This is a genomic window from Gordonia sp. NPDC003425 (assembly GCF_053588635.1).
Genome location: NZ_JBSFQI010000026.1, coordinates 1 through 15,834 on the forward strand (window position 1 = coordinate 1; position 15,834 = coordinate 15,834).

9 protein-coding genes are annotated in these 15,834 nt (G+C 61.7%); 5 read left to right on the forward strand and 4 right to left on the reverse strand.

Annotation, left to right across the window (positions count from 1 at the left end; all coding sequences use genetic code 11):
* Nucleotides 1–34: 34 nt before the first annotated feature.
* Nucleotides 35–1,834 carry an ATP-binding protein gene (locus ACWDTD_RS20030; protein WP_449748886.1) on the reverse strand — a complete coding sequence of 600 codons (1,800 nt, stop codon included), beginning with the start codon at nt 1,832–1,834 and terminating at the stop codon, nt 35–37.
* Between the two features lie 216 nt (nt 1,835–2,050).
* Nucleotides 2,051–2,716, reverse strand: a complete 666-nt coding sequence (locus tag ACWDTD_RS20035; protein WP_449748887.1) for a hypothetical protein — start codon at nt 2,714–2,716, stop codon at nt 2,051–2,053.
* 59 nt (nt 2,717–2,775) lie between these two features.
* On the opposite strand from ACWDTD_RS20035, the gene ACWDTD_RS20040 reads away from it, so the two are divergent.
* From ACWDTD_RS20040 to ACWDTD_RS20060, 5 genes are all read left to right on the forward strand, one after another.
* On the forward strand, nt 2,776–3,036 hold the full coding sequence (locus tag ACWDTD_RS20040; RefSeq protein ID WP_449748888.1) for a helix-turn-helix domain-containing protein: 261 nt from the start codon (nt 2,776–2,778) through the stop codon (nt 3,034–3,036).
* A gap of 684 nt (nt 3,037–3,720) precedes the next feature.
* Nucleotides 3,721–4,533 carry a hypothetical protein gene (locus ACWDTD_RS20045; RefSeq protein WP_449748889.1) on the forward strand — a complete coding sequence of 271 codons (813 nt, stop codon included), beginning with the start codon at nt 3,721–3,723 and terminating at the stop codon, nt 4,531–4,533.
* A gap of 17 nt (nt 4,534–4,550) precedes the next feature.
* Nucleotides 4,551–5,573, forward strand: a complete 1,023-nt coding sequence (locus ACWDTD_RS20050; protein WP_449748890.1) for an ImmA/IrrE family metallo-endopeptidase — start codon at nt 4,551–4,553, stop codon at nt 5,571–5,573.
* Nucleotides 5,574–5,792: 219 nt separating this feature from the next.
* Nucleotides 5,793–10,757 (forward strand): DEAD/DEAH box helicase, encoded by a 4,965-nt coding sequence (locus tag ACWDTD_RS20055; protein ID WP_449748891.1) that lies wholly within the window; start codon nt 5,793–5,795, stop codon nt 10,755–10,757.
* Nucleotides 10,758–10,838: 81 nt separating this feature from the next.
* Nucleotides 10,839–12,560, forward strand: coding sequence for a DUF262 domain-containing protein (locus tag ACWDTD_RS20060; protein ID WP_449748892.1), 1,722 nt, complete (start codon nt 10,839–10,841; stop codon nt 12,558–12,560).
* Between the two features lie 279 nt (nt 12,561–12,839).
* Here the strand turns inward: ACWDTD_RS20060 and ACWDTD_RS20065 are convergent, their stop codons facing one another.
* Nucleotides 12,840–14,609: a relaxase/mobilization nuclease domain-containing protein gene (locus tag ACWDTD_RS20065; protein WP_449748893.1), complete on the reverse strand. Its 1,770-nt coding sequence runs from the start codon at nt 14,607–14,609 to the stop codon at nt 12,840–12,842.
* A 502-nt stretch (nt 14,610–15,111) separates the two neighbouring features.
* Nucleotides 15,112–15,834: hypothetical protein (locus ACWDTD_RS20070; RefSeq protein ID WP_449748894.1), on the reverse strand; the 723-nt coding region annotated here is incomplete at its 5' end.

Sequence of the window (15,834 nt, forward strand, 5' to 3'; positions counted from 1 at the left end):
CGGATTCCGCAACCTCGGCCACTACATCTTGCGGTCACTCATCCACTCCGGCGGCCTGGCACAACACCTCGATGCACTCTGAATCCGGAAGAGCCGGATTGTTGTCCTCAGACGCATCGGTCCGCATAGGGCGCTTGATCTCCACGACGACGATTGAGCTGAGCGGTACGCTCTGGCGCTCGGCTGCGAGCACAGCACTGCCAGCGAGCCGTGTGGCGATGATGTCCGGCTCTTTCGTCGACTTCGAATCCGTAATAGGCATGCTGTTGAACGTCTTGTCCGATGCAAGGTAGTCATGAAACGCCAATCGTTCGTCGATGATCCACAGATTCGATGCGTCAGTGCCGATCTCGTTTGAGTCCTTTCGCATCGGGATCAGCAGCTTGTGGATCTCATCCTCGCGGCAGTACTTGCCCCCCTCGTCCGATCGGATGAGCCTCTCCAAGACCTCCAGGATCACCCGACGCCGCGCCACGTACGCCGCCAAGTCTGACTGGTTGATGTCAGTAATCTTTGCGAGGTACTCGTCGAGTCGATCCTGATAGTCGGCGGGCCGCTCGAAGCCGTCCTCGGCGAATATCTGTTGAGTCTCGGCGAGGGTATCTGCTTCGAGCTTCTGGAGCTCGCGATGCAGAACAACCTCGAGCTCCGTGTCCTTCATTGAGGGATCGACTGTCAGCCCCCTTGATTCCATCCGCTTGAGCAGGGGCCGGTACCGAGGAGCACGGTTCCTGACGTAATCGTTGACCCGCGACCTGCCCTCGTCCCGCGCCGCCGTCAGCTCATCAGCGAGCAGTGTTCCTATCTCGGCGAGGACCGCCTTGCGCACGTCCTCGAGCGTAATCTCACCCTCGATCGTGTCACCATCAATGGTCTCGTCGATGTCGAACGCGGTCCGGTCACTCCGGACGTTGGCATCAAGGTAGTCCGAGGAGAGATAGCAGACGTACGTAAAGTCCGCACCCTTCTCATCCTTGAGCCGACCGTAGAGTCCAGGAACTTTCCCCGTGATGTTCTCTTCGGTCACCACACGGCTCGCTGCGCACCAAAACAATCTCGGCGTCTGGTTGCGGGTCGACGACTTCAGGCAGAGGTTGATCATGTCGAACTTCTGGCCCTTGACCTCGATGGTATTTCTCGGCATCTCCGAATAGACGAACTCGTCCATCAGCCTGCTGAGCAAGACCACATCACCATCGTCGATAACCCGGATCTCGGGTGCGCCGCCAGGCCGCAAGTAGTACCAGATGCAGTGCTCGAAGACTTCCCTCGCGATTGCCGCTGCCGATTTTGGGGCGGCCTTCTGGTATGCGGCGCCGAAACCGTCCAGCTCCACGATCGTGCCGATGTCCTGGAGCGCCTCGGCCGGTTCGATAGGCTCCACCTCTTTCTCGACCGAGAATCGAAACTGCCGACATTGAAGGACGCCAGGGCCGGCCTCGTACGCGCTCTTAACCATCACCCTGCTGAACGCCTTCAGCCACAGCAATCGCCCGACACCGCGGCATCCGTCCGCCGACTTGTAGTCACTGTCCAGAGTCTCGAATGACTCCATGTTCTCCGCCGTGAATCCCACACCGTTATCGGAGATAACGAAACCAACGATGGGCTCCAGCGGAACCCGCCCTGGACCGCTGAATTCGAGATCGAAGCCCGCTTGCGGGCTGCGGAGAATCTTTACGTCAAGGCGTCCTCGAGAACGGTCGTCGTCGAACCGGGCGTCGATTGCCTGAATGCCATTGACTACGGCCTCTAGCAGAGGGAGTAGCGCATGGCTCTTGGGCAGACCGGTGTTCTTGACCCGTCCCCGTAGCGACGTCGTCATCGCTGCCATGCTGTCCCTCTTTCGATTCCTGATGCCGCTCAACGTACTGGCGACGTCAGACAAACTTAGTCAGGCCGCACGCCGACGGGTCAGAGAGATTGCGGCGTGCCGCTGGCCCGATGCACGTCAAGCCGCAAGCCTTGCCGTAGCAAAGGGTAGCGGTCACCCATGCGACTATGGAGACCTTGCCCGGCCGCGCGAGTCATCTTCGCCGTCGGTAGTCCATCAACTCAGCTCGAATCGAGCCCGACGACGCTCGGTCCACTCCGCCGCAACCATGCGGCCTTCCTCGTAAAGCCGCTCGAGCACCTCAGCCCGATGAAGCCGCTCCTGCTCAGCCTGCCTATCGCGACGCTCGTCGTACTGCCGTCGCTCATCCGCGTCGAGGTGGCCGTAACAACGCGACAGAAACTCGTTCGGACCCATCCACGCTGCCGGCTTCGTGCACCTGCGACCCTTCGACTTCGCGAAGGCCGAGCAAGTCGGACGCTCCACGCTCGTCTCGCTGAACTGCTCGTGAGCGTCCAAAACGTGCTCGATAGCCTCCTCAGCCATCGGAAAGCGGACCGTGGGCACCGCCGGCTTCACACGCACCGCGCCTCTTCGCACTGCTTTCGAGTGCCGGGCATAGATCGCACGAGGGCGCGACAGGTCATCGGTCCACGACTCACTCAACTCCGCGTACTTGTTCAACAGGCTCGCCGCCCCGAACGCATTGATAGCCTCGCCGCGCGCAACGTCGACCACCTCGCCCAGTTCGTCAAGGTTGAGCGCTGCCTCGTCGGAGAGCATCAAGAGGACGGCTCCGCATTCGTCCAGGACCGCGACCATCTCGTCGAGAATCTCCAAGGCCATCGGCGAGGCCCACTCCCTGCGCGCTTCCGTTCCCACGCCAACAAAGTACTACTAGTAGGGCAGACTTTCCGGTAGCCATACTCGGTACTTGGTGGGTGCCAACTCGCCCATCTCAAGTCGATCCGCATCGACAGGAATCGTGGGCCAGGCACCGCAAAGCTGTCGGCCACCGAATCAGGACGCTCCGAATCGAGCAAGGGCTGACTCAAGAAGCGTTGGCACTGGAGTCGGGGGTCACCCGCAACGTCCTCATCCAGGTCGAGCACGGGCGGCGCGGCCTACTGTACGAGCGCCTGTTCGATATCGCCGAGGTACTCGGGATCGATGCTGCCGATCTACTAACCCCGAACAAGTGAGAGGTCCCGATTCGAGTCGCCAGTCGTTTTCCTCGCGCCCCGCATTGCGCCCGACGGCGAGTCGGCACTTGTTCACGAGCCCGCGCCCCGGGGCGACTGTATGTCAGCATCGAACAGCAGAAGTGGCTGTGAATGTCGCTTCGATTGAGCTGTTTCCGCACCGCCTACGCCGAATTGTCGTCCTTCGCTTGTACCCTCCCCTCCATGCCAAACCGAGACGCCAAGTTCGGCGACGCCTACTGGGTGACCGCAGATGCGACCGCGCATCCGACACGCGTCGGGCGCCAAGCTCGGCCGATGGCGTGTGTGGCCGAATTGCCCAACGACACTGCGTGGCGCGGACTTCCACGTGTCAGCAGCGACGTCAAGCCTGGCGATGTGCCCAGTCGACCCATGCCAGAGATCCACGCGACACGGTTAGACAGGCCAGGGTGGTGGACACCGCGTTACATTCACCCAGTCCGCAAATCCGAAACCGGCATTGCACACCGGTGCGAGTACCTGGGCCACCTTCCGCGCGACGAGGAGCAGGCAGCGCGCACGGCCTACCGGAATCGACCGCTGGGAACCTGACATGTACTCTGGCGATTCTTTGTTCAGCACCCCACCGAAAGAAGAGCAACGGTGAACGCCCCGCGCCCAGCTGGCGTCCCGGAGTCCCAACGCGGACTCTGGGATCGGGGATTGGCCAGCACCGACATCTACTCGGGTGATCTCTGGGTCCTCTCCTGGGACCTCCGTGATATCGGCCTCGCCTTCGTCGCAGCGGTTCAGCAAGACTACGTACTCGCGTGGCCCGTCACTCTCCCCGGCGAGGCGTCGTTCACGCCTGGGCTCGTTGTCGACGACTCCCCCCTCGGGGAATCCGTCACACTCTGGCCTACTAGGGAAACCGGGATCGCGATGCACCTGCTTGATCGCAAGTTAGGGCGCCTGCTCCCATCCGAACGAATTCGGCAGATCGCGTTCGCTCTCGACGATGACGAAGATCCAGGATTGGCTTTCGCGTCAGGTTCCGCCTGGGACCCAGAAAACGCAGACGCGGACCGCGACCTCATCGATCACTGGACCGCTCTCTGCTTCCATACCGCAGACGCCGCAGACGAGACACTTCTGGATTCAGCGCGGGTTACCGCAGCCGGAGGCAGCGCCAGACGGGTGGGCGAGGCGCTCGGCATGTCCTCGGGTCAGCTGAGGCCGGTCTGGGAAGGTGTGGAGCCAATCTCGGACGAGCACCTTTTCCGGGTGGCGCAACAGCTAAACGTCGATCGGCACGAACTGACGCGCCCTGACCCCCTCGCGGTGGTCATGAAAAGGCTCGCCCTGCCTAAGTTCAAGCGCGCGGTCACCGACCGAATGGGCGCCACGGGATTGTCGGAGATGAACGTCCGAACTGCCGCCCGCAGAGAATTCACTCTGGCAGCCCGCGACGACGGGATCACGGACGAGGTCATCGACCGGAAGCTCTTCGACGCGGTCAACCGCGTTGGCCGATGACGGATTCGAGTGAGGCCATGGTTGCCTGGGAAGACCTCGGAACAGTCGAAAACGCGGGAACAGTGGCGTCGCATCTCATCGCGGGACTCTCCGACGCAGGATTCGATATCGTCGCTCTCCGCGACTACCCACTCACTGCTTTGCTCGAAAGCGCCGAATTGCACGTCGAGTTCGAGGATGATCTGTCGGCAGGGTTCTGTGGCGGTGGCGGTTACTACCGTGACGACCCGCCGACGATTCACCTGCACCAGGCGACCTACCGGCGCGACAACTTCACACTGCTCCACGAATTGGGCCACCATCTCCAGCGACGTCATCCAGACTGGCACTGGATTTTGATGGACATTCATCCACAAGAGGTGCGCCGAAGCGTCGAAGAAGCTGTATCTAACGACTTCGCAGCGCAGGTCCTGATGCCAGTGGATCAGAGCGATCTGGATGCAACCGCCATCCACCCGGCAGATGTGATGGCCGGCATCTTCGCGCGCACGGGGGCTTCGCGTTCGGCCGCGATGCAACGAGTTCGCGGAATGCTTCCTCGCGCTGCGCGTTGGATCCTTGCTGTCGCTGACGAGGATGGACGAGTCATCACATCACTCTCAACGTACGAGGATGCTCAGCCGCCGATCGACCTCGTTCAAGAAGGATTCCGGGAGGTATACGCCGAGGCGGTCGATGGAGGTGTCAGACGGGACTTCCTCGAGGGTGTCGAGTACCGAACGGGGTCGGTGCTTTCCGATATGCGGGTCGAAGCGGTGCTTGACCACCAGGAGCGTTACGTTTTCATCGCTCTACGCCCCACAGCCGTCAACGGTGCTGGGACCTTGACGTTTCCGTCAGCAGAGTGTTCCAACCCCGCGTGCGGTGAGTTCTTCTCCCCTAGACAGTCGCCAGGGCGGTGCGACTCGTGTCAGCAGTTTCGGTGTCCAACTTGTCGACGATGTAGCTGCGAAGCAACACGAAGCGCCACCGTATGCCCAGGCTGCAACCTCGCCTACACTGCTTCCGAACTGGCTGGTGCAGAACATGAGTGCTTCTGAGTTATCAGGCTCTTTGATCGCCCGAAGCGCATCGCTGCTTCGCTACGAATTTCGGTATGGGGATAGCCTCGCTGCTGCATCGATCTGGCCATGCCATCGTGCACATGCAGCCGAGCACTGTTGCAATAGCGCGACACGCTAGCACCGCGCACTCACAGCGCGCTTGCAGCAGCACCCTACGCTCAATCCTGCAGGCGTCGAGCAAGGAGGCAACGGAGCATGGGTTCGATTCACGAGGTGATGGCGGCGTTTCGGGAGGCACCGTCGAACTCCGAGCGTGGCACCAAGTTCGAAAAGCTGATGGTCCGGTACTTCGAGCTCGACCCGATGCTCTCTCAGCAGTACGACGCGGTGTGGCGCTGGATCGACTGGCCTGGACGCCAGGGCAAGCCTGACACCGGCATCGACCTCGTCGCCCGAGAGCGCGACAGCGGCGAGTACACGGCAATCCAGTGCAAGTTCTACGAACCGACCCACACTCTGCGTAAAGAAGACATCGACTCGTTCTTCACCGCATCCGGCAAGAAGCCGTTCACCAACCGCATCATCATCTCGACCACGGACCGCTGGGGCCGCAACGCCGAGGACACACTCGACGACCAAACCATCCCGGTGCAGCGCATTGGCCTCGCCGAGATCGCCGACTCCCCCATCGACTGGGACGTGAGCCTCGTCGATGGTGAGGTCGAAGTGCACCTCGCCAAGGCCACCCGACACGAGCCACGGCCCCACCAGACCATCGCGATCGAGAAAGTGTTCGACGGATTCGCCGAAGGCCACGACCGCGGCAAGCTCATCATGGCCTGCGGCACCGGCAAGACCTTCACCGCACTCAAGATCGCCGAACGCACCGCAACAGAGAACGCCGGAAACGCCCGAATCCTCTTCTGCGTCCCATCGATCTCGCTGCTCTCCCAAACTCTGCGGGAGTGGACGGCGCAAACGCAGCTGGACCTTCGCGCCTTCGCTGTCTGCTCAGACACCAAAGTATCGCGCGCCGCCGAGGACATCAGCTCCTACGACGTGGCAGTGCCCGTCACCACCAATGCCGAGAAACTCGTCGCGGAGATGTCACATCGCAAGCGCGCCAAGGGTTTAACGGTGGTATTCACGACGTACCAGTCGCTGCCTGTCGTCGCGCAGGCCCAACGCGACGGAGTAGACCGCTTCGATCTGGTGATCTGCGACGAAGCGCACCGGACGACCGGCGTCACGCTCGAAGGCGCAGACGAGTCGAACTTTGTCCGCGTCCACGACAGCGATTGCATCAAGTCCGCGCGACGGCTCTACATGACTGCCACTCCTCGAATCTTCGACGAATCAGTCAAGACCAAGGCCGACGAACACTCCGCCGAGATCACATCGATGGACGACGACGACAAGTACGGTCCCGAGTTCCATCGATTGTCGTTCGGGCAGGCGGTCGAGCGCGGATTGCTCACCGACTACAAGGTCCTCGTCCTCACAGTCGACGAGGAGATGGTCGCCGCTCCCTTACAAACTCAACTCGCCGGCCCCGACGGAGACCTACGCCTCGACGACGCGACTAAGATCGTCGGCGCCTGGAACGGACTGGCCAAACGTGCCGGGCGCACCCCGGACGGCACCGGCTTCGCACCCGGTGAACCGCCGATGCGTCGAGCCGTTGCGTTCGCGAAAGACATTGCCACGTCAAAGAAGGTCGCTGAGCTCTTTCCACGAGTAGTGGACACCTACCGTGACATGCTCACTGAGAGCATCGACGAGGGCAACGACGTCAACACCACCAACCTCGATCTGGGCGTCAAGGTTCACCACGTTGACGGCACCTACAACGCGCTGGAACGAAATCGTGAACTCCAGTGGCTCAAAGCGCCGCTCCCGGACAATGAGTGCCGCATCCTCACGAACGCCCGATGCCTCTCCGAAGGTGTCGACGTGCCCGCACTCGATTCGGTGATGTTCCTGCACCCGCGCAACAGCGTCGTCGACGTCGTGCAGTCCGTCGGCCGCGTGATGCGCAAGGCCGAGGGCAAGGACTACGGCTACATCATTCTGCCGGTGGCTGTTCCGGCCGGAGTCTCGCCATCGCAAGCATTGTCCGACAACCGTCGGTTCAAGGTCGTCTGGCAGGTTCTCAACGCGCTGCGTGCCCACGACGACCGTTTCAATGCGATGGTCAACTCGATCGCGCTGAATACCTCCGCCGAACTTCTCGCGACCGGCCAAGGCTCCGATCAACTCCTCGGCGGACACGTCGGCCCCACCACGGAGAACCCAGAGAGCATCGGCAACGGGGAAAGCGCCAACAACACCTCGACCGGCACGAGCGACGACCCAGCGAACGGTGTCGCCGATGGCGGTGGAGCTGGCGGCGGAAGTATGGCGCAACAAATGGCGCTGTTCTCACTGTCGGAGTGGCAGGAGGCGATCTACACCCGAATCGTCGACAAGGTCGGCACCCGCACCTACTGGGAAGACTGGGCCAAGGACGTCGCCGACATCGCCGCCGCCCTCACCGCCCGAATCAAGGCTCTGATCGAAGGCGCAGACCAGACTGTCACCGCAGCCTTCGCCAAGTTCCATAAAGGCTTGCAAGACAACCTAAATGACTCCATCACTCGCGACGACGCCATCTCCATGCTCGCCCAACATCTGATCACCGCGCCCGTCTTCGACGCCCTGTTCGCCAGCCACGAGTTCGCCGCGCACAACCCCGTGTCTCGCACCATGCAGGCCATGGTCGACCAACTCGGCGGAGCGGGTTTGGAGGCCGAGACTGCACACCTCGAAGACTTCTACCATTCGGTACGCATTCGCGCGTCCGAGGTGACAACTGCCGACGGCAAGCAGCAGGTGATCGCTGAACTTTACGAGAAATTCTTCAAGGTCGGATTCGCCAAACAGGCTGAGGCGCTGGGCATTGTCTACACACCGGTCGAGATCGTCGACTTCATCCTCCGCGCCGCCGACCACGCCTCCCGTGAAGCGTTCGGTCGGGGCCTAACCGATGACGCGGTGCATGTTCTCGACCCCTTCACCGGGACCGGCACGTTCATCACCCGGCTCATGCAATCCGGGCTGGTCCGTCCAAAAGACCTGCCGCGCAAGTACACCAGCGAGTTGCACGCCAACGAGATCATGCTGCTCGCTTACTACATCGCTGCGGTGAACATCGAGACCACCTATCACGCGCTGACCAAGACCGAGTACAGCCCATTCGAAGGAATCGTTCTGACGGACACATTCCAGATGACCGAAGCCGACGACTCGATGGACACGGAGATGTTCCCGCAGAACAACTCTCGGATCGTCAAACAGCTCGCCGCCCCAATCCACATCATCGTCGGAAACCCGCCCTACTCATCGGGGCAGGACTCGGCGAACGACCTCAACGCGAACGTCAAGTACCCGACGTTGGACAAGCGGATTGCCGACACCTACGCCAAACGCTCCACGGCGACGAACAAGAACAGCCTCTACGACAGCTACCTGAGAGCCTTCAGATGGGCCACCGACCGAGTAGGTGACCACGGCGTCGTCGCATTCGTATCGAACGGCGGATGGATCGACGGCAACACCGCCGACGGCATTCGCCTCTCTCTAGCGGACGAGTACAGCAAGATCTACGTCTACAACCTGCGCGGGAATCAGCGCACCGCCGGTGAGCTTTCGAGAAGAGAGGGCGGCAAGGTGTTCGGTTCAGGAAGCCGCAACACCGTCGCAATCCTCATCGGCGTGAAGGACCCGGCAAGCACCGGACCGGGCGAGGTCCAATACCGGGACATCGGGGACTATCTGTCCCGCGAGCGGAAGCTAGAGATCGTCGCCGGAGGCGACCTCAAGTCCGTTGAGTGGCAAGCCATCACACCAAACGAGCACGGCGACTGGGTCAATCAACGCAGCGGCGAGTTCGCCGAGTGGCCCGCGATCGGCGACAAGGACGGCAGGACCGCGGTCTTCGGTACCTACTCCCGCGGCCTGGAGACCAGTCGCGATGCATGGGTCTACAACTTCTCCGCCGACAAGCTGCGCACCAACGTGCAGCGCCTCATCGACAACTACAACAACGAGCTCACACCGTTCGCCGCCTACGCTGAGCGAGCCGGTATCGCTAGGCCTAACGAGAAAGACGTCACCGCGTTCCTCGCGACTCGTCCGGACGCCAGTCGTGAGAACCACATCAAGTGGTCTCGCAGCCTTCGTACACATCTCGCACGGCAGGTCCAGATCGAGTTTGACGCCAACCACTTGTCGTCAAGCGCATACCGACCGTTCGAGCGGTTACACGGGTACTACGACCGCTACCTGAATCATGAGCGTTCCCAACTCCCCAGCTTCTTCCCTACGCCCTCCCATAAAAATATCGGCATTGTCCTAACTGCCCCGGCTTCGCACTTCGACTTCACGCCATTCGTGGCAGATCGCCTGCCCAATCTGCACCTGCTCGACACAGGTCAGTTCTTCCCTCGCTGGACGTACAGATCAGCCGACGGCGATGGGGAACTCGATTTCGGTGCACACGCGGGCGAGCCCGACGAGTACGGGTATCGCCGCGTCGACAACATCACCGACGAGATCCTCACCTTGTACCGAGAAACAGTCGGTAGCCAGGTCACGAGGGACGACATCTTCTTCTACGTGTACGGGTTGCTTCACGACCCCAACTACCGCGAGACCTACGCCGCGGACCTGAAGAAGATGCTGCCGCACATCCCGACCCCGGAGACCCGCGAGCGGTTCGAACAGCTCGCAGCAGCAGGCCGAGCCCTGTCCGACCTCCACGTCGGCTACGAGGATGTCGAACCGTACCCGGTCGACGTGCAGCTCAAGCCAGGTGCGGACCCTGGGGACCGGGAGACCTGGCGGGTTACGAAGCTGAAGTGGGCAAAGAAGAAGGGCCCGGAGACCAGCAAGAGCGTCAACGATGTCACGAAGCTGATCTACAACCCCAAAGTCACGATCACCGGAATCCCGGAGGAGGCCGAGCGGTACATGCTGGGCTCCCGTTCGGCGCTGGCGTGGATCATCGACCGCTACCAGGTGAAGACCGACAAGGCATCCGGCATCGTAAACGACCCGAACGATTGGTGCGACGAGCACGATGACCCGCGCTACATCGTCGACCTCATCGCGAAGGTGACAACCGTTGCGGTCGAGACGATGAAGATCGTCGACGGTCTGTCAGAGAACCCCACTGGTTGACCCCGCCAAACAACAGCACAACTCCCTTTCACACAAAGAAAGAAGCACATGTCGTTCCAGACTCCGCGCAGTATCGAGGAAATGCTCACCGCCATCCACAAGCGCGAGTACCTGATGCCAGCGATCCAGCGTGAATTCGTCTGGGACGCAGACCAAATCACTAAACTTGTCGACAGCCTCATGCGCGGATACCCCGTCGGGTCGTTCCTTCTTTGGGACGTCAAACCTGAGACCGCGCAGTCGTACACCTTCTACGAGTTTTTAACCAACTACCACGAGCGCGATCATCCGTACGCCGACAAAGCCACTGTTCCGGCCGGAAGCGGCACCACGGCCGTTCTTGATGGCCAGCAGCGGCTCACTTCCTTGAATATCGCACTTTACGGAAGCCTTTCAGAGAAAAAGAAGTACGCTTGGTGGAACAGCGCTAATGCATTTCCTACTAAACGCCTATACCTCAATCTCGTCGACGACCCCGACGACGAGGAACTCGGAACCAAGTACGACCTCCGGTTCCTCACCGACCAAGATGCGGCTGCAGACGACGGAGATGCCGACAAGTGGTTCCGAGTGGGCGCGGTGCTTGATCTGGCCAACGCCGGCCCTGCGATCATGAAGGAGCTGGAGAAACGTGGAATCGCCGGGTCGGCGGACGCCTTCCAGCGGCTCTACGACTTGTACGAAGCTGTGCGGGTCCTCAAACCCATGAACTACTTCTTGGTCACCGATCAGGACGCCGACAAGGTGTTGGAGATTTTCGTCCGGGTTAACAGCGGTGGCACTACGCTCTCGTACTCTGATCTGCTGCTGTCGATGGCCACCAACCAGTGGCAGGACTTGGATGCCCGCGAGGAGGTGCGCTCACTCGTATCCGAGATCAACAGCAATGCCGGACGTCAGTTCTCGTTTTCCAAGGACGTGGTTCTCAAGACCGCACTGACTATCGCGGACGTCGACGTACGGTTCAAGGTCACCAACTTCACCCACACGAACATGGCGAAGGTGGAGGCCGCGTGGCCACAGATCAGAGGAGCCCTTCTCCGAGCGGCGACGTTGCTGCAGCAGTTCGGGTACAACGAACGAAACCTCACGGCCAACAGCGTGATCATCCCCGTCGCGCACTACCTCCACCTGCGCGACGCCGGCGACTCGTACCTCGACTCGTCTGCCGACGCCGCGGATAGGCTCGTACTCCAGCGATGGGTCACGCGCTCACTCGTCAAACGTGGTATCTGGGGATCGGGTCTCGACACACTTCTGACTCGAATCCGCGATGTCCTGCAAGATAATTCGGAGAGTGGCTTTCCCGCCGCGGCCATCGAAGACGCCATGGCTGTGGCCGGGAAGAGCCTCACTTTCGAAAGCGCCGAAATCGACGAGCTTCTGAACCTCAAATATGGTGGCCAACGGACGTTCTCGGTACTGTCGGTCTTGTATCCAGGTCTCGACCTCAGCAAGAAGTTCCACGAAGACCACATCTTCCCCAAGTCGCGGTTCACCAGGAAGAAGCTCTTGAACGCGGGAATCCCGATCGAAAAGGTCGACGATTACTTGGAGGTCGTCAATCTCTTGCCGAACCTCCAACTACTTGCTGGTACCGCCAACATTGAGAAACAGGACAGTCTGCCGGCCGTCTGGATCGAAAGCGCCTTCCCCAGTGAGGACAAGCGGAGCACGTATCTCTCTGACAACGACCTGGACGGGCTCTCCCTCGACTTGGGTGAGTTCCTGTCGTTCTTCGAGGAGCGCAAGCGACGCATCAGAGAGCGCCTCATCGCCGTGCTTGGAACCAATCCGAACTGACCACAGTAGGAATCGAACGGATGTCGCGACGACGGACGGTTCGACCACCTTGACCTGCCAGATGGAAGCACGGTGATGCCCGCTTCGGTGTCCCGATGATGCGACTCCGTGGCATACTCGTGCCGAGCAAGGTGCGGATTCTCCGAACTCCCCAAGTTCCGACGATCCGCCTGGCCCCAGGTGTGGCTACGGCAGCCTGGGGCTGCTCGCTTTCCATGGGCAGTGACCATCACAGCGTGTACCGCCGCGCGGCGATGAACTGCGGTCGCGGCCCGGTACTCAGCGCCCCGTACGTTCCTGACCTCGCTGACGCGCGGCATCAAGTCGCGCACGCTCGGCGGGCGTAATCGGCTCAAGTCGCGCGCGTATCAGCGACCCCGCCGCTCTGCGCGTAGCATTCGGCGCGGTCGGAAAATCGCTGGCTCGACCAGTATCGCCGTCAAGTCGACGATCCGACTCAGCGCTTGCTGAGGACTTTCGAACCGGAGCCGGCGTACCTCTGGATGCGACGTCGACCAACGCGCCAAGTTCAGTTCGAGTGATGGCGGTCAAGGTCGCAGCCCGCGCAGCGTGACCGGCGGCACGATGTGCGGATGCGATGGCTTCGACCGCACTCAGGAGTTGCTGCAACAGCGCGGCAGTCGCCGCAGTTGAATCCGTTCGGCCGCTCGCAGCCAGCAACAGGAACGCTACGGAGCTCGTGTGCTCGACGTAGTTCGGCGCCACCGCACGAGCCGCTGGAATCGACGCTGACGCACCGAGCGCGTCAGCGGCCCGCGCCAACGGTCCAGGCCGCTCCTCGATCCGGACCGACCACGCCGCGAACACACCGGCCGTCTGCCCTGCCGCGCTCGCCCAGGTCGCGAGATCGTCGACCGCGATAGTGCCGAGGTACTGGATCCACTGCACGAGCTCGTCGTGCGCGCGGCGATACAGAGCGTCCATATCGCGTCGGTGACGTCGCGTCTGCCGGGCTTGTTTGAGGGGCTCGCGCCCACGCTTCGCGCGTCGCCATTCGCCCGCCGCCTCCAGCGCAGCACTCGGTGAATCCGACCATCCAAGTCGCATTCTCGGCAGCGTCAGGTCCTTGCCCAGCCGTCCACCGCCGAACCAGACCGGACGCGCGTCGAAGTCGCGCGATCCATCATCGCGTCTCGGTGCCAGAGCCACCGAGTAGCCCTGCACGACGTCGTCGGTACCCGCGGCGTAGCGCGGACGGATCAGGTGTCCGAGCGCGCGGACCTGCCTAACAAACTCGGCCTCCGACGTCACCGCCGTCGCGCACGCACGAACGTCGCGGGCCAGTGTGCGTCGAGCCGGTTCGTTCCCCTTCCCTGCGCCGATGTTCTCCTCAGCGCGCGAATGTGCCGGCGTCGTTGCGGCCCCGGCTGCACGGCCCGGAGTGACCGCGAGTCCGTACTTACGCGCCAACTTCGCCGACGCTCGCTGAGCGCGTGCGAAGTCGTTGTGCGAGGAGACTTTGGTGCCGTCTTCGCGGACCATCGACGCCACAAGATGAATGTGGTCGTTGCCCTTCTTGCTCAGGCCGTGATGCACGGCCACCCACCGCACGGGTGCCAGTCCTTCCTCGGTGAAACCCATCTCGCGCATGAAGTCACGTGCGACGTCGCCCCACAGTTCGTCGGTGATCGCCGACTCACCGTCGATGAGCTCCGCTGTATGCGCTCCGGTCGCGGGATCGACCGCGTACACCGGGGCCTTGAGCGAAAGCGAACAGTGCCACACGTGTGCGTTCTGCCTGACCTGTTTCCCGTTGTCGTCTCGCACGACGACCCTTCGCTGTTCACGCTCGTCCCACCGCCGTTTGGGAACCGTCACCTCGGTCTTGAAAACCCGGCGAGGCTGATCAATCTGTCGTGCGATGTCGCGTGCCGTAGCGAGATCGAGCACCGCGTCGTCATGCCACGCCATGATCGCCGGATCGCCGGCCACCAGGTGCGGCTCGGTGTGCTCATTGGCATTGCCGGGGCCGACGAGGTAGCTGAGTAGCCCGGTCATGCTCGAGCCGCGAGTGATGTTCGGCATCATGACCGTTCGTTCACCTCCAGGCCTCGACTTCGTGCGGGTCTTGCGTTCTTCCGAACGACGTTCGTCGAGAGTTTTCGGGTTCCGACCCAGCGCAGCGACTCCACGACTGTGGAGAACACCTTTCGCCTCCGAGCGGCGGACCAACAGGCGCAGCACAAGGTGCGGATCCCCGACTTAGGTTACCTAAGTCTATAGCTTGCTCTGCGCGGAACGCGTCAGGCCGAAGGCACTAACCCATGTGGGTTAGTGTGCGCAACAACGGATTTCACATCCTCATTTGCTTCCCGGCGTAGCCGGGCAAGAAGCATCCGTCGCGCGGCGCGAGCTGGGATCAGACATGAAGGCGGGCTGCCGCGAGGCCCTTCCGCGCGGGCCGATCACTTCCTGCGCCGGTTGACACATGTTGGCCCTCGACGATCAGGACCGCGCCGACCCGGAAGCCGTCATAAACACCTGCGTCATCGGCATGGCCATCACGCCCGCGAGGCAGCCGTCGCGAGCTTCAAACGTGGTCGCGACCGAGCTGAACCCTCGTACTCCGCGCCCGCGCGAGGACGTCGACATCGTGCGCGACATCTTGATCGACTATCGCAGCCAACGTAGTCGCGAGCGGATGACAAGAAGCCGTCGGAATCGGCAGACCGTCGGCGGTCCGCGCCTCCACAATCAGTTCTGCACTGACCTGCCACGCCGGGCTCGCGTAAGGCCACACCCGCTCGACCAAGGCCTCGGTCTCCGCGCTCACTTCGATCGTGTCCACAGCGTTCAGTTCGAGATCGTCCTCGTCCGCGAGAGGTGCTGGCACGTAGCCCTCCCAAAGCCGAAACCGGACCTCTTCAAGCGCCCGCTGCTGCGCTTGGCTCAGCACGTTCACGGTCTCGACATACTCAAGCGTCCGACCCAAGCGAGCCTGCGTCTCGACCCGAAGCCGGGTCACGAGATCGGCTTGCAGCATGGTCAACTCTGCAGCCAGCCTCTCAGTCTCCGCGCTCACGAAGCCCTCGAACTCGACACGATCGGTGTCCTTAAACTCATCGGCGTATCTCGCGGTCACTTCGTCGCGAAACATCAATCTCCTTCCTGGCGCAGTCGCCGATTCGCCCTCGAATCGTGCTGTCTGCTTTGCAGAAACCTGACTTGGCTCAATTTTCGCCATTTCGGCGATCGCGGGGCTGTGACCTGGGGTGATGAATGCCGGGGTGGACACTAACGGTGGGGGTTTTAG

Bases quoted from the DNA above. Each gene is read 5' to 3' on its own strand.
- ACWDTD_RS20030 (WP_449748886.1), bottom strand. From the start codon at position 1,834: ATGGCAGCGATGACGACGTCGCTACGGGGACGGGTCAAGAACACCGGT.
- ACWDTD_RS20050 (WP_449748890.1), top strand. From the start codon at position 4,551: ATGGTTGCCTGGGAAGACCTCGGAACAGTCGAAAACGCGGGAACAGTG.
- ACWDTD_RS20055 (WP_449748891.1), top strand. From the start codon at position 5,793: ATGGGTTCGATTCACGAGGTGATGGCGGCGTTTCGGGAGGCACCGTCG.
- ACWDTD_RS20060 (WP_449748892.1), top strand. From the start codon at position 10,839: ATGCTCACCGCCATCCACAAGCGCGAGTACCTGATGCCAGCGATCCAG.
- ACWDTD_RS20065 (WP_449748893.1), bottom strand. From the start codon at position 14,609: ATGATGCCGAACATCACTCGCGGCTCGAGCATGACCGGGCTACTCAGC.